The sequence below is a fragment of the Lactococcus lactis genome, from assembly GCF_029023865.1.
GTDB classification, from domain to species: domain Bacteria; phylum Bacillota; class Bacilli; order Lactobacillales; family Streptococcaceae; genus Lactococcus; species Lactococcus lactis.
In genome coordinates, this window is sequence record NZ_CP118969.1 from 596,006 (window position 1) to 617,972 (window position 21,967).

The window sequence follows — 21,967 nt, forward strand, 5'->3', positions numbered from 1 at the left end:
CTTTCTATACCTTATTAAAGTTTATGAAATGTAGGTTCTTGCCAATAGCCAATCTCAGAGCCGTTAACGGAAAAAATTTTGCCTGTCATTTCGCTTTCAATTAAATCAATAATAATAAAATTAGCGACATCAGAGCTTGAACCCATTTTCCATTCATCAGGGATATTCTGACCATAAGTTTCTTTTAAACTTTTTAATACTGGTAGAGTCATATCAGTTAAGGCAGCAGGAGAAACAGAATTTACTCGTATCATACTTTTTTGCAATTCTTTAGCTAGTGTTTTCGTAAAAGCAATGATGCCGGCTTTGGACGCCGCGTAGTTTGCTTGCCCAAAGTTACCAAATAAAGCTGATTTTGAAGTTAGTGTAATGATTTGTCCACCTTGATTGATTTTATCAAGCAAAGCGTGAGTACTATTAAATACACCAGTCAAATTGACAGAAATGACTTCATCCCAAATTTCTGGGCTCATTTTCTTAAAAGTACTATCAGCAGTAATTCCAGCATTATTAATTAGAATATCAATATCCTTTATTAATTTGGCTGCATTAGCAACGCTAGAGCGATTAGAAACATCTAGTGGAATAGCTTGGATTTCTGTTTTGGGAAATTTTTTTTCAATTCTTCAGCTCTACTTTTTAAACTAAGTGGGTCACGGCCAGTTAAAATGACTTTGTGATTGGCCTGAGCAGCTTTCTGAGCAATTGCCCAGCCGATTCCCCTTGTTGCACCGGTAATCAAAATTGTTCGTTTGTTCATTGCTTCCATTCTCCTTTTAGGATTAATGTTTGATTTCTGTCAGTAATTTGAAAAGCGTTTTGATTAAATATAAAACAAAAGCGTTCATTCAAATAGGCTGGTGAGCAGAAATTTGCTTTTAAGTATGATAAAGGCACAGAATAGAACTCTTGATACATCTCTTCTAAAATAAATAATAAAAAATTTCCAGGTATAATGGGATTTTTACCGTAGTGTAAAGAATTGGTATCTTTAACTGATTGAAGATAATCAATTAAATCAGCCTTATTGATTTTTTTGTATAATTTCATTCCAGGAATCCTCAGATAATAGACTTAGGTTAATTTGTGCCAATAACTTTGTATTGCTAGTTATTTCAAGACTTAGATTGATTATATATTTTTTTGAATGACGAGTGATGTGTTCACTTAGTAAATAAAGTTTCAGTTTATCAAATGAATAATTAGAAGATGGATAGCGAATAATTTCTTCGGATAGTAACCAATTTTCTCCATTTTTAAGACTGTAGGGAATTCCTTCTAATTCTTGCCACAATTGTGGAAGTAAGGAGAGAAAATTTTTTTGGCCCTCTAATTTAAAATGTCTTGGAAGACTTTTTTGAGCGATTAAAATCATTTTTGATACCAGTGATTACCTATCAGTACACTGATTCCCATACCTCCAGCTACGCACAAAGTTGCGATGCCAAGACATGGTTTTTGCACTTGGTTTAGGCGATTTAAGAGTCGAGAAATTAGAATGCCACCAGTTGCACCGTAAGGATGACCAAATGCAAGGGCACCACCATAAGCATTTAATTTTATATCATCAAGCTTAAAATAATTTTGGAATAAAATGGCCTGACTGGCAAAGGCTTCATTTAATTCGATAGCCTCAATATCATTAAGTTTAAGGTTAAATTTCTGTAAAAGTTTTTCAGTTGCTTTTATTGGGCCTAATAAGAAATCTGATGGAGATAAAGCAATAGTTGTTTGTCCTAAATAATAGCCTTGAAAATCAAAAGGATTATTAGTGGATGACAATATGATTGAAGAAGCACCATCGTTTATTGGGCAAGAGTTTCCAGCAGTGGCTGTTCCGTTAGTGGTAAAAGCAGGGGTTAATTTGCTCAAAGCTTCCATTGAGGATTTAGGGCGAACAGTTTGATCGCTACTTATTGTAAATTCTTCATCTTGATAGGGGAAAACTTCATTTTCTAAAAGTTTTCCTTCAATAGCTTGAGACGCTTTTTTATGACTATTTAGAGCGTAAAGGTCTTGAACACTACGAGAAATATTGTATTTTAGGGCTGTCATATCGGCAAGTGTTCCCATGTCGAAATCTTCATAGGGTTCAGGAGCCATTTTAAATCGCTTAATTGGCTGATAACTCTCTGAATCAAGAACAATATTGGCTTGAGATGTGCTTTCTACCCCTCCTGTACAAATAATGGAAGCTTCACCAGAAATAATGTAGTTTGCAGAGCTAATCATAGCTGTCAGTCCAGAACCGCACTGCTGGTCAATTGTAAAAGCTGGGACCTGGCTAGAAAATCCTGCTTTTAAGGCACAACGTCGAGCTAAATTTCCTCCTTGATTAGTCACATTTCCCAAAATAATATAGTCAATATCAGCTTTTTTGAGAAGTGGATTTTTATTAAACTGTTGTTTAATTATATTTTGATATAAAGTTTCAGGAGAAATTTTTTTATAAAAACCATTGATTTTTCCTATAGGTAAACGGTTTGCTGCTATGATACCGACGGGATTTTTAAAGCTCATGATAGACACCTCTAAAATATTCTTTTTCTAATTCTTTTCTAGATATTTTTTGATTTTTAGTAAAATTAAGAGTGGGAGTTTCTAAATATATTTGAGGAAGTTTGTATTTAGGAAGTCTTTGAGCTAGTATTTTGATTAATTTCTCTTTCTCGATAGGATTTAAGAGTAGTAGAGCAATTTTTTGACTATATCTTTCATCAAAAACTCCAAAAGCGATGCAGTCTTCACATAAATCTTTTGCCATACGCTCAATTTCTTCTGGAAAAATTTTATTTGCACCATGCTCGATAATGTCAGACCGACGTCCAAATAAATAAAGATGATTATTTTTTAAGGTTCCTAAATCATCAGTTGTCCATGATTGTGGATAAGGTTGATTAAGATAGCCAGAAAATAAATAAGGACTTTTAACTGTAAGACGATATTTTGGTCCTAAAGTGAGCTCTACGTGTGGAAAGAGTTTTCCTACAGATGATGTTTTTTTACCATCATTAACTGCTTGCCATGAAATAAAACTTGTTTCAGAGCTTCCATAAAACTCAATCATTTGAGTTTGCGGAAGTTTTTTTCTTACTTTATTAATTGCCTCTGGGCTGAGTGTTCCTCCACCTAAAAAAATAATCTCTGGAGAAGTTAAAGCAAATAATTCATTGAGGTTATTTAAGAGGTAGGTTGGGACGGTAAAGAGAGCATAGTTTTCCGTAATATTTATAAATTGTGAAGGATTTGTAATTGCTAGGAAGGTTTTTCCTAGATATAAAGCACACATGAGTGTATGAAGTCCTAATGAAGTAGTGAGTGGGCTAGTAGTTGCAAGAGCTTGTGAGTTGCTCAAATGAAATAAATCATCACAAACTTCAAAACCCATTTTCCAAGATTCCCAGTTACGATAATAGATTTTGGGCGGTCCAGTTGTCCCAGATGTGCTTGCTAAGAACAAAGTATCCTCAGGGATAAGTCCGAATTCAAAAGACTTTTTCTTAAAAGATTTATCCACGACAAGTGGATAATTTCCACTTTCGATAATTGCGAGAAAATCAATAATAAAATTCAAGGGACTATCATTTATTAGAGTAATAACAGTTTTAGAGGAGTGGCTATAATCTGTTAATTTTCTTTGTATTAAATCATTGATTTGTTGGTAGCTATATGAAATTTCGTCTATTTTAAGAGCTGGATAATCAGTAAAAAGTGCGGCCAGTTTTGAAAAATTAAATTTATTTTTTTCCATCTAAAATTTTCCTTTGTGTGAATAAAAAAGCAAATAATAAAATTAACAGTTAACCTAAACTTGATTTTAGGGTTACTATTTGATATGATATCAGTATAATAAAAAATTCTTTTATTGTAAAATATAAAATCAGGAGTAGCAAATATGACTAAGAATCAAAAAGTCAAAACATTAACGTATTCAGCCTTTATGACTGCATTTATTATTATTCTAGGATTTTTACCAGGAATACCAATTGGTTTTATTCCTGTCCCAATTATCTTGCAAAATATGGGAATAATGATGGCTGGGGGACTTCTTGGCCCCAAATATGGTACAATTTCGGTAGGAGCATTTCTTACTTTAGCTTTAATTGGCTTACCTGTTTTAACGGGTGGAAATGGCGGAGCAGCGAGCTTTTTAGGGCCTTCGGGAGGCTACCGAATGGCTTGGCTTTTTACACCATTTTTAATAGGTTTTTTCCTTAAGAAATTGCAAATTACAGCTTCAAAGAATTGGATTGGAGAATTAATCATTGTTTTAGTGTTTGGAGTTATTTTTGTTGATCTAGTCGGAGCAATCTGGCTATCTATTCAATCTAATATTCCATTAATTACTTCGTTGATTTCTAATTTAGTTTTTATTCCTGGTGATTGTATCAAAGCCATTTTGACTGTTCTTATCGTGCGACGTCTTAGAAAAGAAGGAGGCTTTGAAATGTATTTTAGAAAGTGATAATTATGCGAACAACAAAACAATTTGTCTTGTTAAAACTTCTTCAACAAAAAGGAAACTGGGTTTCGGGTGATGAATTAGCTGAGGAGCTAAAGCTTAGTCGAGAAAGTATCTGGAAAGCAATTAATACTTTAAAGCGCAAGGGCAATCAAATCGAAAGTCGTAAAAATTTGGGCTATAAGTATGTTGGAAATAATTCATTAGATGAAGATACGATAAATTTTTATAGTGGAATGAAATTTGAAGATAAAATTTTTGTTTTTGATGAGGTGACTTCTACGCAAGAGTTAGCGAAGCAATATTTGTCTTCACATGAGGTCAAACAACCTCTTATTTTTGTTGCAAATAATCAAACGGAGGGACACGGTCGGCGTGGCCGAAATTTCTATTCTCCAAGTGATACTGGATTATATTTTAGTATTATTTTACCCAACCCCAGTCATGATATTTTGAAAATAGGATTATTGACGACAAGTACGGCTGTGGCCGTTGTCAAGGTCCTTGAACAATTTTATAAAGATAAAAACTTTCAACTCAAATGGGTTAATGATATTTATTTGGGGACCTATAAAGTTGGCGGAATTATCACTGAAGCTGCTTTAGATTTAGAATCAAGCTCTGCTGGAAATTTCATTATGGGAATTGGCTTAAATCTGTCAACAAAAGATTTTCCAGCAGATTTATCCGAAAAGGCTCAGGGAATAAATCCTGAGTTTAAGATAGACAGAAATCAGCTTTTAGCAGAAATGGCTAAAGAAGTGATAAATAATTTCGCAAATTATAGACAGCCAGATTTAATTGATGAGTATCGAAAGAGGTCATTGTTGTTTGGTAAAAATGTGACTTTAAAATTGGGAACAAAAGCTGTTAATGGACAAGTAGAAGGAATTTCTGATGACGGAAGCTTGATTTTAAAAGCAAAATCAGGAGAATTACAAACTTTTAAAAGTGGCGAAGTTGTGAAAGTTGATTGGTAATGAAAGGTGAATTTTATTGCGAGAAAAAATCTGGGGGAAAGTGATAGATGAGGAAGGCAGGTGTACTCATTATCATCAAGAAAATGATATTGTCGCCCTAAAATGTTCAGACTGTGAAAAGTATTTTTCTTGTTATCATTGTCACGATGAATTAGAGAATCATTTATTTAGGGCTACTGATAAAGAAGACTTTCCAGTACTTTGTGGCCATTGTGGAACAAAATTAAATTTTAATGATTATTCGCGAGGAGAGTGTATCAAGTGCAGCTCCGCTTTTAATCCAAATTGTCATCGACATTGGCAAGTTTATTTTAATGAATAGGCATATGTTTTTAATATTATGAAGGAAGAAATGAAATGTTATTTACTGAATTAGCAAGAGAAAAATCATCAATATTTTGGGAAAGAAGTTTTGAGCATCCTTTTATTCAAGGATTAGTGAGTGGAGAATTAGCTCCTGAGGTTTTTCGCTATTATTTGTTGCAAGACCGTTATTATCTTGAACATTTTAGTAAGTTATATTTTCTTATTGCCAAGAAATCTGCTAGTGAAGAGATTCAAGCGCATTTAAGATTAAATGCCGAAGAACTAAAAAATGGAGAGATTTTTGTTCGCGAGGGATTTTTTAAAGAATTAGAGATTGGTGAACAAGAAATTTTAGAAACGCCGGTTGCTCCCACTGCTTATCATTATGTTTCTCATATGTATCGTCAGCTTATTGATGGCTCTGTTAATAGTGCAATTGCGGGAATGTTGCCTTGTGCTTGGCTATATCATGAAATTGGTTTACGATTAATTAAGGTGGGGTCGCCCAATCCTTTGTATCAAAAATGGATTGAAACCTATGCGAGTGAAGAAGCTACCGTCCAAATCGCAAAAGAGTGTGATATTATTAATCGGCTTTATCAAGAAAGTGATGAACAAGAGCAAGAACAGATGCTTGAGGCTTTTTTGATTAGTAGTAAAATGGAGGCTGATTTTTGGGAAATGGCTTTGGTCTTAGAAAAATGGTAGTTGAAATTTTTCTGTAAAAGTTAAAAAGTCTTATATGACTTCTAATATAAAAAAAGATTAAATCTATTTCAGTTAATTCTTGCAAACGGATACACAAAATGATAAAATATATTTATCCTTATAGGAAAGCGTTTACCTAAAAGTCATGGTTACGTAAATAAGCTATAGCGAGTAGCTTAATTTCTTTCAAATCCCTCCTAGTCAGGGGGATTTTTTGATGAAATTTTATATGGAATATATAGATAATAAATGTATTTTCTACTTGAAAAAGTCCCTTTGAAATTAATTTACTTTTATATGAGAAAAAGCTTGTCACTGTCATCTTTAGATGTTATAATTTATTGTGGTGCAAAATTTTATATGCTAGTTAGGAGAAGTAGTGGAACATTCAGCTACTCAGCGCGAATCCCAAAAAGTATGGACGGCTATTAAAAATTGGTTTCTAGTGGACAAAGTTTTTCTGATTTCGTTTATTATTGCAATTATTGCCATTAGTTTGGGTGGAGTGACAACGCGTTTCTTTAATTATCACGTCATCGTTACAGTTTCAGGTTTGATGCTTGTAATTGGTGGTTTTAAAGAAACAGGTTTGTTACAGTATTTGGGACAATCCTTAGTTAAAAGAAGTACAACAACGCGTCAGCTCGTTCGATTTACGACGCTACTTACCTTCTTTTTAGCCGTTTTTTTTACAAATGATTTAACAATTTTGACGGTTTTACCGCTCTATTTAGCGATTACTAAAGAAATTAAAAACCGAAAGTCAGTTTATATTGGAGCAGCATTGATTGTTCCAGCCTGTCACATTGGTTCTGCCTTACTTCCGCAAGGTAATCCGCATAATCTTTATTTGTATTCTTTTTATAAAGTAGCAGCACATCATGGTGGTGCCGCTTTAACTAATTTGGACTTTTTTAAAGGAACAGGCGCTTTATGGATTTTGGGTTTATTGATTTTGATGATTGCTTGTCAATTCATTGATAATGAGCCTTTGGTGATTGAAACTAAAGTGACGCAATTTAATAAAGTTGAAACTTCTATTTTTGTTGTTTTGATGTTATTGATGGCAGCTTCGGTTTTTGGCTATGTGAATTTTTATCTTGCTGGAGCAATTGTTGCTTTGGTTGTATTAATCTATCGTCCGAGACTTTTTAAAGGAATTGATTATCATCTTTTATTTACATTTATCTTTTTCTTTTTGATTGTAGGAAATATTGCTAATATCAGTGTGTTGACTGATTTTATCAGTAATACTTTAGTTGGACCGCAGGCTTCTTTTTTAGGAACTGTGATTATGAGTCAATTTATCTCTAATATCGCGGCCCCAATTTTGATTTCTCCGTTCACTCCTCATGCTGTTTCTTTGGTGCTTGGAGCTGATATTGGGGGAATTGGTACAATTGTTTCGTCAATGGCAACGCTGATTGCTTACAAAGTTATTAGAATGAATGCGCGTGGTGAAACGCGAGGATTTGTAAAATATTTTACAATTGTAAATGCAGGATTTGTTGTGATTCTAACTTTGATTGGTTTAGTCATTGTGACAATTGTTGGTTAAGATGTAAAAGTTGGAGCATCCAGCTTTTTTATTATGGAAAATTTTTACTGACAGAGCTGTCAGTAATTTTTTATTTATCTCTGATAAAAAAATGTTAAATAAAAATGTGTAGAAATTTCTGTCAGTAATTAATAAATGGTGTATAATAGTTAAAAATGTAAAGGAGAAGGAAATGGAGTTTAGATTAGCGAAAAAGTCTGATGCTAAAAGACTTTTAGAAATTTATAAACCTTATGTTGAAAAAACTGCCATTACTTTTGAGTATGAAGTCCCAACGATTGCAGAATTTGAAAAGCGAATTGAAAAAATAGGAAGTCGCTATCCTTATATTGTGGCGATTGAAAATGACAAAATCATTGGTTATGCTTATGCTGGCGCTTATCGAGAACGGGCGGCTTATGATTGGGTGGTTGAATTATCAATTTATTTAGATGAAAATGAACGGCAACATGGCGCTGGTAGTGCCCTTTATCAAAAGTTACTGACAGCTTTATCGGTACTTAATTATCAGCGTGCTTATGCTTGTATTACCTATCCAAATCCAGCAAGTGTTGCATTTCATAAAAAATTTGGTTTTGAACAAATTGGACTTTTTCCAAAAGCGGGTTATAAGTTTGAACAATGGTATGGTATTGTTTGGTTAGAACGCTCTCTCCAAACTACTGATAAAGTTACTGCGATAAAATTACTGACAGATTTGTCAGAGAATGAACTAGAAAAAATTTTGGCTAATTAGTCAAGATTTTTTATTATTTTATTGAAAAAGTAAAACATTTTGTGTTTGGTAAGAAAAATATTAAAATAAAATTAAATAAATTAAAAGTAGAAAGGAAGAAAAAATGAACAAATTTATCTGGTCCATTTTTATCCCCGTCCTGATTTTTGCAGGACTATTGACAGTTATTGGTTTTAGCCTTGAGAGTCGGCATTTTTACTGGCTTCAATCCGTTGAGCTCATTTATCTTTTTGGAAGTTTAATCTTTACTTTTGCTGCTTTTTGGATTTGGCATCTGGGGATAAAATCTCGGAAAATGAAAAGCTTAAAAGTTTTGTGGTTCATTCTGAGTTTAGTTTTTCTAATTGACTTAATCAACACAGGAGTTTATTTAGCTCAGGGGCAAGGATGGCTGTGGGGTATGAGTAGTTTTAGTTCTGCTGGACCTGCTTTTTTTGCAAGCATGCTCCTTTTGAGCCTAAGTTTTTTAGGATTTAGAGGTCAAATGAAGAAAGAAAATTAAAATGACAAAATTAAGACATTTTTTGTCTTACCTAAGAGGGAAAAGGAGGTTAAAAGTGAAAATAAAATGATATAATTAGAAAAAAAGGAAGAGTAAGGAAAATTATGACATTAAAGATTGACAAAGTTCGAAAAAGCTTTGGTGATAAAATCGCTGTTGATAATCTCAATATGGTTGTTAAACCAGGTGAAGTTATGGGCTTAATTGGTCAAAATGGTGCTGGGAAAACAACGACTTTTCGGATGATTCTTAATTTTATATCAGCTGACCAAGGGAAAATTACTTGGCAAGATGGACCGATTACGCAAGAAATCAAGCAAAAAATTGGTTTCTTACCCGAAGAACGTGGTCTTTATCAAAAGATGACAGTTGAAGACCAAATTCTTTATTTTGCGGAACTCCATGGAATGAAACGAGCAGATGCCCGGATAAAGCTACAAGACTGGATGAAACGTTTAGAGGTCGTTGGTAAACCAACCGACAAAGTTCAAACCCTTTCTAAAGGGAATGCCCAAAAAATTCAATTCATTGCCACTTTGATTCATGAGCCTGAATTTTTGATTTTGGATGAGCCATTTACAGGGCTTGACCCAGTGAATACAGAACTCTTGCGAAATGAGATTAAACGGAGTCGTGATAAGGGAGCGGCGGTTATTTTCTCTAACCATAATATGAGTGATGTTGAGCTTTTATCTGACCATTTGTTAATGCTAAAAGGCGGTCAAACAATTTTAAATGGAACGGTTGAAGCCATTCGAGCTTCTTATGGCCGTACCCGTATTTATTTGGAGTCTGATCTGCGCAATGAAGAGCTCTCTGTAATTACAGGAGTTGAATCAATTGAAAAAAGAGGAAGTGGTCGTTCAATAAAAATATCTGAGGCAGAAGTTGGACGTGAAATTTTCCAAAAAGTGGCTAAAGATGGCTATGTTCAAGCATTTGTTCAGTCTCCACCGTCACTAGATGAAATTTTCCGAATGGAAGCAGCTGAGAACAATCAAGAAAATTTAAGTGCAAGAAGTGAGGAAATAAAATGAAAAATCAAACTTGGCTTGTTGCAAAAAATATTTACCGAAGTCGTGTCAAAGGAGTGGGCTTTTGGGCACTTGTCCTTTCACCATTTTTGCTAGGAGCGATTTATTTAATTATCGGTTTAGTCATCAGTAGCGGGGCTAATCAAAGTCCAAAAATGGTTGTAGTCGATAATCCTGCTCTAACTCAGATTCTTTCTAAAAATGACACTTTAAAAGCAGATATTCGTAACGAGTCTTCTTTAGATGACGCTAAAAAAGACCTTTCTTCCGGAAAAATTGATGGATTTTTAACCGAAGATAATGGAGCTTATACCATTGTCACTGATAATAAATCAAGTGTCAAATTTGACCAATCAAGTTTTCAAACTGCACTGACTCAAGTTAATATTTCAAAAACAGCACAACGTCTCAATCTGTCAGCCGCCGATGTTCAAGAACTTCTTAGTCCAGCTAAGTTTACAATGAAAACACAAACAAGTTCTGGACAAAAGTCAACAGGTGATGGACAGACTGGCGCGAATATTGCAATTGGCTCCATTGCCTCGATTTTAATTTTCACATTGATGATGATGTATGTGGGAATCATCGGACAGGAAATTGGTAATGAAAAATCTAGTCGAATTATGGAGACGTTACTCGCGGCCACTAGCTCAAACGTACAGTATTATGGGAAAATTATTGGTGTAATTCTACTATTAGCGACTCAGCTTGGAATTTATGTGCTTGGTTTTGGAATTGCTTATCCTTTTATCAAAAATTTAGATCAGATTAAAGCAATTGGTACCATGCTTTCAGGGATTACTTTCGGTTTCGGAATTTATTTGGTAGCCATGTCTTTAATTGGGATTTTAGGTTATTTAATTCTCGCGTCAATTGTGGCATCTCTGGTTAATGAACAAGCTCAGGTGCAACAAGCTACTCAGCCAATTGCTTTTTTAGCGATGATTGGTTATATTGGGGGAATTGCTGGCTCGACTGTTCCGGGGAATATTGTTTTGAAAGTTCTTGGTTTTATTCCATTTATCAGTCCAACATTGATGACTAGCCGACTGGCTATTCAATATTCAACAACGACAGAAGCCTGGATTGCTCTTGGATTACAACTTTTAGCAACACTTGCCATAGCAAAAGCGGGTGAGAAAATTTATGCGCGAAATGTTCTTTCTTACAGTGATGAAAAAATTATGAGTCAACTTTTTAAAGGACTGACAGGTCGAAATTCGAAGAAAAAAACAACTGACAAACTGGTCAGTGAAAATGGTGAAAAGAAAAATCCATGGCGGAGAAATTCTCCACTGCGTCTGGCTCTTGTCATCATTATCATTCTAATAATTTTGGCTTATCGATTCATCTTTAAATAAAAAATATTTTATAATTCAACTCTTGGAAACTTTCCAAGAGTTTTTTCGTATATAAAAGTATGGATAAGATTTTAGAAAAAGTAAAAGAATATTGGAAAATGATTGTTTTAGTTGTTTGTGGGCTCATTGCTGGTGGGATTTTTTACGTTTTAACCAACGGTCAAAAGCCAACTACAAATCTGTCAGTAGAAAATTTAAGTTCTGTCAGCAGGCAAAGCTCTGTCAGTAAATTTAGTGAACCTAATGAAAAATCTGTCAGTAAAATTATGGTTGATTTAAAAGGTGCGGTAACAAAGCCTAATGTCTATCAAATTTCGTCAGATGAACGTCTAGTTGATATAATTAAGGAAGCTGGTGGTTTTACTGACCAAGCTGACCAGAAATCAATTAATCTGTCAGCAAAATTAAAAGATGAAGAAGTAATTTATGTCCCAAAAATTGGTGAAAATTCAAGCACAGAAAATACTGATAGCTCTGCTAATTCGGTCACTAGTCAAGTCTCAACAACCACTGAAAAAATAAATATCAATCAAGCAGATTTGACTGAACTACAAAAATTAACAGGTGTTGGTCAGAAAAAAGCTCAAGACATCATCGATTTTCGGACGAAAAATGGTGATTTCAAATCACTTGAAGACTTGGGAAAAGTTTCTGGTTTTGGAGATAAAACACTAGAAAAATTGAAAGATGAGTTGTGTTTTGAATAAAATTCCTTTGATATTTTTAGCTTATCTTTCTGTTATCTTGTATTTTTTAATCTTCAATTTTAATTTACTTTGTCTCATTTTGTTCATTTTTTCAAGTTTACTTGCCTCATATAGAAAATATTATTTAGTCATCCCATTTTTATTAGTTATGGGAAGTTTTTTCTTAGTAGTAAAAATGGATACGATTAAGAATAGTGAAAATCAGCCAACCACTCTTTCCAAAATTACAATGATCCCCGACACTATCCAAGTTAATGGTGATTTACTAAGTTTTCAAGGAAAAGAAAGAGACCAAAATTATCAAGTTTACGAGACTCTAAAAAGTAAAAAAGAACAAAAATTTTATCAAAATCTAAGTCAAAATTGTCAGCTGAGTTTCACAGGAAACCTTCAAATTCCAGAAAAACAAAGAAATTTTAATGGATTCGATAATCAAAAGTATTTAGCGAGCCAGGATATTTATCGGCAAATTACGATTGATAAAATTAATAAAATAGTTTTAAACGACACTTTTGACCTCCGTGTTTTAAGACGAAAAGCAATTGTCTGGTCACAAACTCATTTTCCAAAGCCAATGAATGATTATATGACTGGCTTACTTTTTGGCTTTTTAAGTAAAGATTTTAATCAAATAGGAGACATTTACAGTTCATTAGGAATTATTCATCTTTTTGCCTTATTGGGAATGCAAGTTAATTTTTTCATTGATTGGTTTCGTAGAATTATTCTTCGACTAGGAATAACGAGAGAAAAATTAAATATTTGGCAAATTCCCTTTTCAATTTTTTATGCATTTATGACAGGATTTTCGGTTTCAGTATTACGAGCTTTATTTCAAAAAAATATTCGTCTAAATCCTTTAGATAACCTAGCAGTGACAACCTTTCTTCTGATGATTGTCAGTCCTAAATTTTTACTGACAACAGGAGGACAACTAACTTTATTTTATGCTTTTGTCATTTCAATGATTAATCATAAATTTTCAGAACTAAAAGGAATAAGAAAATTACTGACAGAATCATCAGTGATTTCTTTGAGTGTTTTACCTTTACTCATTTTGGATTTTCATATCTTTCAGCCTTTTTCAATTTTACTGACGATTGGCTTTGGCTTTTTATTTGATGTAATCTTATTGCCTTTACTATTAGGAACTTTTCTCTTGTCTCTAATTGGCTATAATTTTAATATAAATCATATTTTTCAAATTCTAGAATGGCTAATTCATGAGGTTGATTTACCCTTACATTATCCTTTGGTTTTAGGGAATCCCCGGCCAATTGAATTATTAATCTTATTTTTCCTAATCGGTTTGTTAATTGATAATCTCTTTAAGAAAAGAAGACAAATAATTTTTGCTGGCCTAATTGTTTGTAGTTTTTTTATTTGTAAAAATCCAATTTACCCCAGTATCACAGCAGTTGATATTGGTCAAGGAGATAGTATTTTTTTGCAAGATAAATTTAATAAAGAAACAATTTTGATTGATACAGGCGGACGATTAGCCCTTCCGCAAGAAAGTTGGCAAAAACCTCAAAGTCAAACAAATGCCGAAAAAACACTCATTCCATATCTTGAATCTGTTGGAGTAAGTCAAATCGACCAGCTCATTTTGACGCATACGGACGCTGACCATGTTGGAGATTTTTTGAATTTAGCTGATAAAATAAAAATAAAAGAAATTTGGGTTAGCCCCGGTGAACTGACAAATAATCATTTTGTAGAAAAATTGAAGAAAGCAAATATTGCGATTCACATCAGTAAAGTTGGAGATAAAATTCCAATCTTTGATAGTGCTTTACAAGTTTTATCAAATGGTTATACAGGAAAAGGGGATAATAATGATTCTATCGTGACTTATGGAAATTTTTATCATACAAAATTTCTATTTACAGGGGATTTAGAACAAGAAGGAGAAAAAGAACTGCTCAAGAATTATCCTAAATTGAAAGTTGATGTCTTAAAAGTAGGTCATCATGGCAGTAAAACAAGTTCAAACTCTGACTTTATTAAAGAAATTAATCCCAAACTTGCCCTCATTTCGGTTGGAGAGAAAAATCGATATGGACATCCCAATCAAGAAACTTTAGAAACATTAAAAAAAAACCAAATCAGAATACTGAGAACCGATCAAAAGGGAGCGCTTAAACTAATGCAAATCAATCAACAGTGGCGAATCCGAACAGTTAGATAAATGAAAGGAAAAAGTGAGCAAAAGACATCTATAAAATGTTACAATAAAGAAGACGTTGAAGGCCTGTAGAAACGTAAAAATACTACCATTATTTGATTTCTAATGTACCCCAAAAATAAAATGGAGTAATGACTTCACAGCGCACACTTTGAAAAAAAGTGAAAGAAGGTCAGAATAAAAGAGAAAGGAAATTTCAAAATTAAGGGATTGAAGAAAATCCACTTTTAATAGGTAGAGAGTTGTCAACAAATGACAACAACATAAATTTATTAAGGAGATATTTTATGGCAGTAATTAATATCGAATACTATTCAGAAGTTCTTGGGATGAATCGAAAAGTTAATGTTATTTATCCTGAATCAAGTAAAGTGGAAGATTTTACCCAAACAGATATTCCGGTGCTTTATCTTTTGCATGGAATGAGCGGAAACGAGAATTCTTGGATAATTCGTTCAGGAATTGAACGATTGATTCGGCATACTAATTTAGCAATTGTCATGCCCTCAACGGATCTTGGTTTTTATGTGAACACCACATATGGTATGAATTATTTTGATGCGATTGCTCATGAACTTCCCAAAGTAATTAACAATTTTTTCCCAAATCTATCCACAAAAAGAGAAAAAAGCTTTATCGCTGGTTTATCAATGGGAGGATATGGAGCTTATCGTCTCGCATTAGGAACTGACCATTTTAGTTATGCGGCTAGTTTGTCTGGCGTTTTGACTTTTGATGGAATGGAAGAAAATTTCAAAGAAAATCCAGCTTACTGGGGAGGAATTTTTGGAAATTGGGAAACTTTTAAAGGGTCAGATAATGAAATTTTATCTTTGGCAGATAGAAAACAAGAAAACAAACCCAAACTTTATGCTTGGTGTGGGAAACAAGATTTTCTTTTTCCAGGAAATGAATACGCGACAGCCGAGTTGAAAAAACTAGGTTTCGATATTACTTATGAAAGCTCAGATGGCGTTCATGAATGGTATTATTGGACCCAAAAAATCGAATCTGTATTAAAATGGCTCCCAATAAATTATAAACAAGAAGAACGCTTGAGCTAATCTAAAAAATTTTCTCTGTTTATTCAGTACAAAATTTAAAAATTTTGTCTATCAAACGCTTACAAAGACAAAAATGAGAGAAATGATGAAATTCTCATGCTTGTCTTTGACAAAAACTACGAATAGTAGTAGAATTTCTTAGTAAAATAAATTTGCGAAATCGCAATATAGAAAGAGGTCTATAATGACAATTACACTTGCCGCTCTTGGAGCAATTGCTATCGGTCTTGCAGCACTCGGAGCCGCTATCGGTGATGGACTTATCGTTTCAAACTTCCTCCAAGCCGTTGCACGCCAACCAGAACTTGAAGGAAAACTTCGTGGTTCAATGTTCATGGGTATTGCCTTCGTCGAAGGTACATTCTTCATCGCCCTTGCTATGGCATTCCTTTTCCGTTAAAATTTTTCTCAACAAAATTTTAAAAACAGAAAGGAAGAACAGGTATGGAATCAACATGGACCTTTAATATTGGGCCAATTCCATTTGATGGAACAATCACAGTAATGACTTTTGTGACTGTCCTCATTGTGTTCGGTCTGGTATTCTGGGCGAGTCGCAATATGCAGCTCAAACCCAAAGGTAAACAAAATGTTCTTGAGTGGGTTGTTGATTTTGTCAATGGAGTTTCCAAAGATAACGTCGGCCCTCATGAAGCACCACGCTTTGCGCTCATGAACTTTACCCTCTTTTCTTTCCTTCTTATTGCCAACTGCATTGGGCTAGTAACCAAAATTAGTACGCCAGGTGATGTTTCCCTTTGGAAATCACCAACTGCAAATCCAACAGTCGATTTGACTCTTGCACTACTTGTTGTTGTAATGTCAAATACACTGGGTGTACAAAAATTCGGTTTTAAAGGTTACCTCAAAGTTGCCTTCTGGAAAGATCCGAAAGGTCTTCTTCCAATGAATATTCTGGAAGAATTTACAAATGCACTTTCACTTGGTTTACGGCTTTATGGGAATATCTTCGCGGGTGAAATCATGCTTGGTCTTATCGCCGGTATGATTCAATCAACCATGTGGATGCTTCCAGTTGCGTGGATTCTTGAAGTTGCATGGATTGGCTTTTCACTTTTCATTTCAGCCCTCCAAGCTTATGTCTTTGTCCTTTTGACAAACTTGTACATTAGCCACAAAATTATAGCAGAACATTAAGAAAGGAGTAGAAATTGTCAACATTATTATTAGAAGCTGCTCCGAATACCGTTCTCGGTAACATCATCGTTGTATCTGGTGCATTTATTATCTTATTGGTATTGTTGCGCCTCTTTGCATGGAATGCAATTACTAGTGTTTTTGCAAGTCGTGCGAAAAAAATATCTGATGATATCGATGCAGCAGAAGCGAACAACAAACAAGCTGCTGACTTGGTTAAACAACGTCAAGCAGAACTTGCACGTTCAAAAGAAGAAGCTGCTAACATCATTCAAGTTGCAAACGATACTGCCTCACAAAACCGTGCGAAAGTACTTGCAACAGCAAATGAAGAAGCAACTAGTTTGAAAAAACGTGCGCAAGAAGATATCGAGCAAGAACGCAAAGAAGCTCTTAACACAGTTAAAGTCGATGTTGCGGACATCTCAGTTCAAATTGCTGAAAAGCTTATTGGACAATCATTAGATGCTTCTGCACAACAGGAATTAATCGACTCTTATCTCGCTAAGTTAGGAGAATAAGATGACAAAAGTAAATTCACAAAAATACAGTAAAGCTTTACTAGAAGTTGCCCAAGAAAAAGGACAACTTGAAGCAATTCTTTCTGAAGTTAGCGAAATGATTCAACTTTTCAAAGAAGATAACTTAGCTGCTTTTTTAAGTAGCGAAGTTTATTCATTCTCTGCAAAATCTGAATTGATTGATACTTTACTTCAAACTTCTTCAGAAGTAATGTCAAATTTCCTTAATACCGTTCGTTCAAATGGTCGTTTAGGAGATTTGGGTGAAATACTTGATGAAACTAAAAATGCAGCAGATGATATGTTTAAGATTGCTGACGTTGAGGTGGTTTCAAGCATTGCTTTGACAAATGCTCAGATTGAAAAATTTACAGCTATGGCGAAAGCAAAATTTGACCTAAATGAAGTAACAGTAATTAACACAGTCAATGAAAAAATTCTCGGTGGATTCATTGTGAATTCTCGTGGAAAAATTATTGACGCCTCACTAAAAACACAATTGGCTAAAATCGCCGCTGAAATCCTCTAATCAGGATAGAAAAATTTTCTTTCTCTGCTCAAAACTCAGTGGAAAATTTTTCAAACTCATACTGTTAAACTTTTGAGAACATATAAAGGTGATTTCAAATCTTACCTATCATGCTCAAACGGTATAACTGCAGTTTAAAGCTAAATAGCCTTGAACTAGTAAAAATTTCTAGAAGGGAGCATATTTTTGGCAATTAAAGCTAATGAAATCAGCTCACTGATTAAAAAACAAATTGAAAATTTCACACCAGATTTTGAAGTTGCTGAAACTGGTGTCGTTACCTATGTTGGTGACGGTATCGCCCGTGCCTATGGCCTTGAAAATGCGATGAGCGGTGAGCTTGTTGAGTTTTCAAATGGTGTCCTTGGTATGGCGCAAAACTTGGATGCGACAGACGTTGGTATTATCGTACTTGGTGATTTCCTCTCAATTCGTGAAGGTGACACTGTAAAACGTACAGGTAAAATCATGGAAATCCAAGTTGGTGAAGAACTCATCGGACGTGTTGTAAATCCACTTGGACAACCTGTTGATGGACTTGGAGAACTTAATACTGGTAAAACTCGTCCTGTTGAAGCAAAAGCTCCTGGTGTTATGCAACGTAAATCAGTCTCTGAACCATTGCAAACTGGTCTTAAAGCGATTGATGCCCTCGTTCCAATTGGACGCGGACAACGTGAATTGATTATCGGAGACCGTCAAACAGGTAAAACATCAGTCGCTATTGATGCAATCTTGAACCAAAAGGGTCAAGATATGATCTGTATCTACGTTGCGATTGGACAAAAAGAATCAACTGTTCGTACACAAGTTGAAACGCTCCGCAAACTCGGTGCGATGGATTATACAATCGTCGTAACTGCGTCAGCTTCTCAACCTTCACCACTTCTTTACATCGCTCCTTATGCTGGAGCTGCAATGGGTGAAGAATTCATGTACAACGGTAAACACGTCTTAGTTGTTTATGATGATTTATCAAAACAAGCGGTTGCTTATCGTGAACTTTCACTCTTGCTCCGCCGTCCACCAGGTCGTGAAGCATACCCAGGTGACGTATTCTACTTACATTCACGTCTTTTGGAACGTGCTGCCAAATTATCTGACGATCTTGGTGGTGGTTCAATGACTGCACTGCCATTCATTGAAACACAAGCCGGAGATATCTCAGCTTATATTGCAACAAACGTTATCTCTATTACTGACGGTCAAATTTTCCTTGAAAATGACTTATTCTATTCAGGTGTACGTCCTGCCATCGATGCTGGTTCTTCAGTTTCTCGGGTTGGTGGTGCTGCACAAATCAAAGCCATGAAGAAAGTTGCTGGTACTTTGCGTCTTGACCTTGCGTCATTCCGTGAACTTGAAGCCTTTACTCAATTTGGTTCTGATCTTGATGAAGCGACTCAAGCAAAATTGAATCGTGGTCGTCGTACCGTTGAAGTTTTGAAACAACCATTGCACAAACCATTGGCTGTAGAAAAACAAGTTTTAATTCTTTATGCATTGACTCATGGTCATCTTGATGATGTTCCAGTTGATGATGTTCTTGATTTTGAAACAAAAATGTTCGATTTCTTCGATGCAAATTATGCAGAACTCTTGAACGTGATTACTGAAACTAAAGATTTGCCAGAAGAAGCAAAACTCGACGAAGCAATTAAAGCATTCAAAAATACAACGAATTATTAATAAGGAGGCTAACTAATGGGAGCTTCACTTAATGAAATAAAAACTAAGATTGCCTCAACGAAGAAAACAAGTCAAATAACTGGAGCCATGCAAATGGTTTCCGCTGCGAAACTTCAAAAAGCTGAATCTCATGCCAAAGCATTTCAAATTTATGCTGAAAAAGTTCGTAAGATTACAACTGACTTGGTTTCCTCTGACAATGAGCCTGCAAAAAATCCGATGATGATAAAACGAGAAGTTAAAAAAACTGGCTATCTTGTAATTACTTCGGATCGTGGACTTGTCGGTGGCTATAATTCAAATATTTTGAAATCTGTCATGAATACTATCCGTAAACGTCATGCTAATGAAAGTGAATATACTATTCTTGCACTTGGCGGTACTGGAGCAGATTTCTTCAAAGCACGCAATGTTAAAGTTTCTTATGTCCTTCGTGGTCTTTCAGACCAACCAACTTTTGAAGAAGTTAGAGCGATTGTTACAGAAGCGGTAACTGAATATCAAGCAGAAGAATTCGATGAACTCTATGTTTGCTATAATCATCATGTGAACTCATTGGTAAGTGATGCACGTATGGAAAAAATGTTGCCTATTTCTTTTGAAGAATCAGGTCAACAAAAACCATCTCTTGAAACATTTGAATTAGAACCAGATCGTGAAACAATCTTAAACCAATTGTTGCCACAATACGCTGAAAGTATGATTTATGGTTCAATCGTTGATGCTAAGACAGCAGAACATGCTGCAGGTATGACAGCAATGCGTACTGCAACTGATAATGCTCACTCTGTTATCAATGATTTGACTATTCAATACAACCGTGCTCGTCAAGCATCGATTACGCAAGAAATTACGGAAATCGTTGCAGGAGCCTCAGCGCTTTAATTTACTGATAGGAATTCTGTCAGTGATGCCTTTGAATCTTAATTGTTTTTGTCAGTAAAATTTTTACTGACAAACATAAAAATGAATAGAAATTCTGTTCTTTGACAGAAAATAAAAACAGGAGGAAAAACATTGAGTTCTGGTAAAATTACTCAGATTATCGGTCCCGTCGTTGACGTGGAATTTGGTTCTGATGCCAAATTGCCTGAGATTAACAATGCCTTGATTGTCTACAAAGATGTCAATGGCCTAAAAACAAAAATTACTCTTGAAGTTGCTTTGGAACTTGGTGATGGTGCAGTTCGTACAATCGCTATGGAATCTACTGATGGCTTGACTCGCGGACTTGAAGTCCTTGATACAGGTAAAGCAGTCAGCGTTCCTGTTGGGGAAGCTACTCTTGGTCGTGTTTTTAACGTCCTTGGTGATGTTATTGACGGTGGGGAAGAATTTGCTACTGATGCAGAACGTAATCCTATCCATAAAAAAGCTCCAACATTTGACGAATTGTCAACTGCAAACGAAGTTCTCGTAACTGGGATTAAAGTTGTCGATTTGCTTGCACCTTATCTTAAAGGTGGTAAAGTCGGACTTTTCGGTGGTGCCGGAGTTGGTAAAACCGTCCTTATTCAAGAATTGATTCACAACATCGCCCAAGAACACGGAGGTATTTCTGTGTTTACTGGTGTTGGGGAACGTACTCGTGAAGGGAATGACCTTTACTGGGAAATGAAAGAATCAGGCGTTATTGAAAAAACTGCCATGGTCTTTGGTCAAATGAATGAACCACCAGGAGCACGTATGCGTGTTGCCCTTACTGGTTTGACAATTGCGGAATATTTCCGTGATGTTCAAGGTCAAGACGTATTGCTTTTCATTGACAACATCTTCCGTTTCACACAAGCTGGTTCAGAAGTTTCTGCCCTTTTGGGACGTATGCCTTCTGCCGTTGGTTACCAACCAACACTTGCTACTGAAATGGGGCAATTGCAAGAACGTATCACTTCTACTAAGAAGGGTTCTGTTACATCTATCCAAGCGATTTATGTCCCTGCCGATGACTATACTGACCCAGCGCCAGCTACAGCCTTCGCTCACTTGGATGCAACAACTAACTTGGAACGTCGTTTGACACAAATGGGTATTTATCCAGCCGTTGACCCACTTGCTTCATCATCACGTGCGCTTACACCTGAAATTGTTGGTGAAGAACACTATGAAGTGGCAATGGAAGTTCAACGTGTCCTCCAACGTTATAAAGAATTGCAAGATATTATTGCCATTCTTGGTATGGATGAATTGTCTGACGATGAAAAAATTCTCGTTGGACGTGCACGTCGTATCCAATTCTTCCTTTCACAAAACTTCCACGTTGCGGAACAATTTACTGGTCAACCTGGTTCATATGTACCAATTGACAAAACTGTTCATGACTTCAAAGAAATTTTGGAAGGTAAATATGACGAAGTCCCTGAAGATGCTTTCCGTGGTGTAGGTCCAATTGAAGATGTACTCGAAAAAGCAAAATCAATGGGTTATTAATTCGATTTCTGATGAATTGAGAAAGTGAAAATACTCT

23 protein-coding genes and 1 pseudogene are annotated in these 21,967 nt (G+C 35.1%); 19 read left to right on the forward strand and 5 right to left on the reverse strand.

The window, feature by feature from the left end:
• Positions 1–14: 14 nt before the first annotated feature.
• The 5 genes and pseudogenes from PYW37_RS03120 to PYW37_RS03145 all read right to left on the reverse strand — a co-directional run bounded on the left by PYW37_RS03120 (position 15) and on the right by PYW37_RS03145 (position 3,751).
• Positions 15–769: pseudogene (locus PYW37_RS03120) on the reverse strand (SDR family NAD(P)-dependent oxidoreductase).
• Positions 757–1,050, reverse strand: a complete 294-nt coding sequence (locus PYW37_RS03130) for a hypothetical protein (protein ID WP_015426950.1) — start codon at positions 1,048–1,050, stop codon at positions 757–759. Before PYW37_RS03130 ends, PYW37_RS03120 begins: the two are co-directional and overlap by 13 nt.
• Entirely contained in the window at positions 1,025–1,375 is a 351-nt protein-coding gene (locus PYW37_RS03135; protein WP_004255217.1) for a hypothetical protein, read from the reverse strand. The genes PYW37_RS03130 and PYW37_RS03135 overlap by 26 nt, the downstream gene beginning before the upstream one ends.
• The gene (locus PYW37_RS03140) at positions 1,372–2,520 is read right to left on the reverse strand and encodes an acetyl-CoA C-acyltransferase (protein ID WP_025016988.1); all 1,149 of its coding nucleotides are present in this window, start codon (positions 2,518–2,520) and stop codon (positions 1,372–1,374) included. Before PYW37_RS03140 ends, PYW37_RS03135 begins: the two co-directional genes overlap by 4 nt.
• On the reverse strand, positions 2,510–3,751 hold the full coding sequence (locus PYW37_RS03145; RefSeq protein WP_025016987.1) for an AMP-binding protein: 1,242 nt from the start codon (positions 3,749–3,751) through the stop codon (positions 2,510–2,512). The genes PYW37_RS03140 and PYW37_RS03145 overlap by 11 nt, the downstream gene beginning before the upstream one ends.
• 144 nt (positions 3,752–3,895) lie before the next feature.
• On the opposite strand from PYW37_RS03145, the gene PYW37_RS03150 reads away from it, so the two are divergent.
• The 19 genes from PYW37_RS03150 to atpD all read left to right on the forward strand — a co-directional run bounded on the left by PYW37_RS03150 (position 3,896) and on the right by atpD (position 21,930).
• Positions 3,896–4,465, forward strand: a complete 570-nt coding sequence (locus PYW37_RS03150) for a biotin transporter BioY (protein WP_004255224.1) — start codon at positions 3,896–3,898, stop codon at positions 4,463–4,465.
• Between the two features lie 5 nt (positions 4,466–4,470).
• The gene (locus PYW37_RS03155; RefSeq protein ID WP_023188526.1) at positions 4,471–5,442 is read left to right on the forward strand and encodes a biotin--[acetyl-CoA-carboxylase] ligase; all 972 of its coding nucleotides are present in this window, start codon (positions 4,471–4,473) and stop codon (positions 5,440–5,442) included.
• Positions 5,443–5,458: 16 nt separating this feature from the next.
• Positions 5,459–5,764 (forward strand): CHY zinc finger protein, encoded by a 306-nt coding sequence (locus PYW37_RS03160; protein WP_012898347.1) that lies wholly within the window; start codon positions 5,459–5,461, stop codon positions 5,762–5,764.
• Positions 5,765–5,799: 35 nt separating this feature from the next.
• On the forward strand, positions 5,800–6,456 hold the full coding sequence (gene tenA, locus PYW37_RS03165) for a thiaminase II (protein ID WP_012898346.1): 657 nt from the start codon (positions 5,800–5,802) through the stop codon (positions 6,454–6,456).
• 379 nt (positions 6,457–6,835) lie between these two features.
• A complete protein-coding gene (locus tag PYW37_RS03170) occupies positions 6,836–8,014 on the forward strand; it encodes an SLC13 family permease (protein ID WP_012898345.1) in 1,179 nt (392 codons plus the stop codon).
• Between the two features lie 172 nt (positions 8,015–8,186).
• Complete coding sequence (locus tag PYW37_RS03175; protein ID WP_004255233.1) at positions 8,187–8,750, forward strand: GNAT family N-acetyltransferase; 564 nt, start codon at positions 8,187–8,189, stop codon at positions 8,748–8,750.
• 103 nt (positions 8,751–8,853) lie between these two features.
• Entirely contained in the window at positions 8,854–9,252 is a 399-nt protein-coding gene (locus PYW37_RS03180) for a hypothetical protein (protein ID WP_025016986.1), read from the forward strand.
• A gap of 104 nt (positions 9,253–9,356) precedes the next feature.
• The gene (locus tag PYW37_RS03185; protein WP_025016985.1) at positions 9,357–10,289 is read left to right on the forward strand and encodes an ABC transporter ATP-binding protein; all 933 of its coding nucleotides are present in this window, start codon (positions 9,357–9,359) and stop codon (positions 10,287–10,289) included.
• Entirely contained in the window at positions 10,286–11,647 is a 1,362-nt protein-coding gene (locus PYW37_RS03190) for an ABC transporter permease (RefSeq protein WP_025016984.1), read from the forward strand. The genes PYW37_RS03185 and PYW37_RS03190 overlap by 4 nt, the downstream gene beginning before the upstream one ends.
• A gap of 59 nt (positions 11,648–11,706) precedes the next feature.
• Complete coding sequence (locus PYW37_RS03195; protein WP_023188531.1) at positions 11,707–12,354, forward strand: ComEA family DNA-binding protein; 648 nt, start codon at positions 11,707–11,709, stop codon at positions 12,352–12,354.
• Positions 12,335–14,545, forward strand: coding sequence for a DNA internalization-related competence protein ComEC/Rec2 (locus PYW37_RS03200; protein ID WP_025016983.1), 2,211 nt, complete (start codon positions 12,335–12,337; stop codon positions 14,543–14,545). The genes PYW37_RS03195 and PYW37_RS03200 overlap by 20 nt, the downstream gene beginning before the upstream one ends.
• 284 nt (positions 14,546–14,829) lie before the next feature.
• Entirely contained in the window at positions 14,830–15,606 is a 777-nt protein-coding gene (locus tag PYW37_RS03205; RefSeq protein ID WP_023188533.1) for an alpha/beta hydrolase, read from the forward strand.
• A gap of 184 nt (positions 15,607–15,790) precedes the next feature.
• Positions 15,791–16,006 (forward strand): F0F1 ATP synthase subunit C, encoded by a 216-nt coding sequence (locus tag PYW37_RS03210; protein WP_004255250.1) that lies wholly within the window; start codon positions 15,791–15,793, stop codon positions 16,004–16,006.
• Positions 16,007–16,050: 44 nt separating this feature from the next.
• Positions 16,051–16,764, forward strand: coding sequence for a F0F1 ATP synthase subunit A (gene atpB, locus PYW37_RS03215; protein ID WP_004255255.1), 714 nt, complete (start codon positions 16,051–16,053; stop codon positions 16,762–16,764).
• Positions 16,765–16,778: 14 nt separating this feature from the next.
• Positions 16,779–17,285 (forward strand): F0F1 ATP synthase subunit B, encoded by a 507-nt coding sequence (gene atpF / locus PYW37_RS03220; RefSeq protein WP_025016982.1) that lies wholly within the window; start codon positions 16,779–16,781, stop codon positions 17,283–17,285.
• A 1-nt stretch (position 17,286) separates the two neighbouring features.
• On the forward strand, positions 17,287–17,814 hold the full coding sequence (locus tag PYW37_RS03225; protein ID WP_012898339.1) for a F0F1 ATP synthase subunit delta: 528 nt from the start codon (positions 17,287–17,289) through the stop codon (positions 17,812–17,814).
• Positions 17,815–18,000: 186 nt separating this feature from the next.
• On the forward strand, positions 18,001–19,503 hold the full coding sequence (gene atpA / locus PYW37_RS03230; RefSeq protein WP_004255265.1) for a F0F1 ATP synthase subunit alpha: 1,503 nt from the start codon (positions 18,001–18,003) through the stop codon (positions 19,501–19,503).
• Between the two features lie 15 nt (positions 19,504–19,518).
• Complete coding sequence (locus tag PYW37_RS03235; protein ID WP_025016981.1) at positions 19,519–20,388, forward strand: F0F1 ATP synthase subunit gamma; 870 nt, start codon at positions 19,519–19,521, stop codon at positions 20,386–20,388.
• Between the two features lie 132 nt (positions 20,389–20,520).
• Positions 20,521–21,930: a F0F1 ATP synthase subunit beta gene (gene atpD / locus PYW37_RS03240; protein ID WP_025016980.1), complete on the forward strand. Its 1,410-nt coding sequence runs from the start codon at positions 20,521–20,523 to the stop codon at positions 21,928–21,930.
• Positions 21,931–21,967 lie beyond the last annotated feature (37 nt).

Bases quoted from the DNA above. Each gene is read 5' to 3' on its own strand.
- PYW37_RS03130 (WP_015426950.1), bottom strand. From the start codon at position 1,050: ATGAAATTATACAAAAAAATCAATAAGGCTGATTTAATTGATTATCTT.
- PYW37_RS03135 (WP_004255217.1), bottom strand. From the start codon at position 1,375: ATGATTTTAATCGCTCAAAAAAGTCTTCCAAGACATTTTAAATTAGAG.
- PYW37_RS03140 (WP_025016988.1), bottom strand. From the start codon at position 2,520: ATGAGCTTTAAAAATCCCGTCGGTATCATAGCAGCAAACCGTTTACCT.
- PYW37_RS03145 (WP_025016987.1), bottom strand. From the start codon at position 3,751: ATGGAAAAAAATAAATTTAATTTTTCAAAACTGGCCGCACTTTTTACT.
- PYW37_RS03150 (WP_004255224.1), top strand. From the start codon at position 3,896: ATGACTAAGAATCAAAAAGTCAAAACATTAACGTATTCAGCCTTTATG.
- PYW37_RS03155 (WP_023188526.1), top strand. From the start codon at position 4,471: ATGCGAACAACAAAACAATTTGTCTTGTTAAAACTTCTTCAACAAAAA.
- tenA (WP_012898346.1), top strand. From the start codon at position 5,800: ATGTTATTTACTGAATTAGCAAGAGAAAAATCATCAATATTTTGGGAA.
- PYW37_RS03175 (WP_004255233.1), top strand. From the start codon at position 8,187: ATGGAGTTTAGATTAGCGAAAAAGTCTGATGCTAAAAGACTTTTAGAA.
- PYW37_RS03180 (WP_025016986.1), top strand. From the start codon at position 8,854: ATGAACAAATTTATCTGGTCCATTTTTATCCCCGTCCTGATTTTTGCA.
- PYW37_RS03185 (WP_025016985.1), top strand. From the start codon at position 9,357: ATGACATTAAAGATTGACAAAGTTCGAAAAAGCTTTGGTGATAAAATC.
- PYW37_RS03190 (WP_025016984.1), top strand. From the start codon at position 10,286: ATGAAAAATCAAACTTGGCTTGTTGCAAAAAATATTTACCGAAGTCGT.
- PYW37_RS03195 (WP_023188531.1), top strand. From the start codon at position 11,707: ATGGATAAGATTTTAGAAAAAGTAAAAGAATATTGGAAAATGATTGTT.
- PYW37_RS03200 (WP_025016983.1), top strand. From the start codon at position 12,335: ATGAGTTGTGTTTTGAATAAAATTCCTTTGATATTTTTAGCTTATCTT.
- PYW37_RS03205 (WP_023188533.1), top strand. From the start codon at position 14,830: ATGGCAGTAATTAATATCGAATACTATTCAGAAGTTCTTGGGATGAAT.
- PYW37_RS03210 (WP_004255250.1), top strand. From the start codon at position 15,791: ATGACAATTACACTTGCCGCTCTTGGAGCAATTGCTATCGGTCTTGCA.
- atpB (WP_004255255.1), top strand. From the start codon at position 16,051: ATGGAATCAACATGGACCTTTAATATTGGGCCAATTCCATTTGATGGA.
- PYW37_RS03225 (WP_012898339.1), top strand. From the start codon at position 17,287: ATGACAAAAGTAAATTCACAAAAATACAGTAAAGCTTTACTAGAAGTT.
- PYW37_RS03235 (WP_025016981.1), top strand. From the start codon at position 19,519: ATGGGAGCTTCACTTAATGAAATAAAAACTAAGATTGCCTCAACGAAG.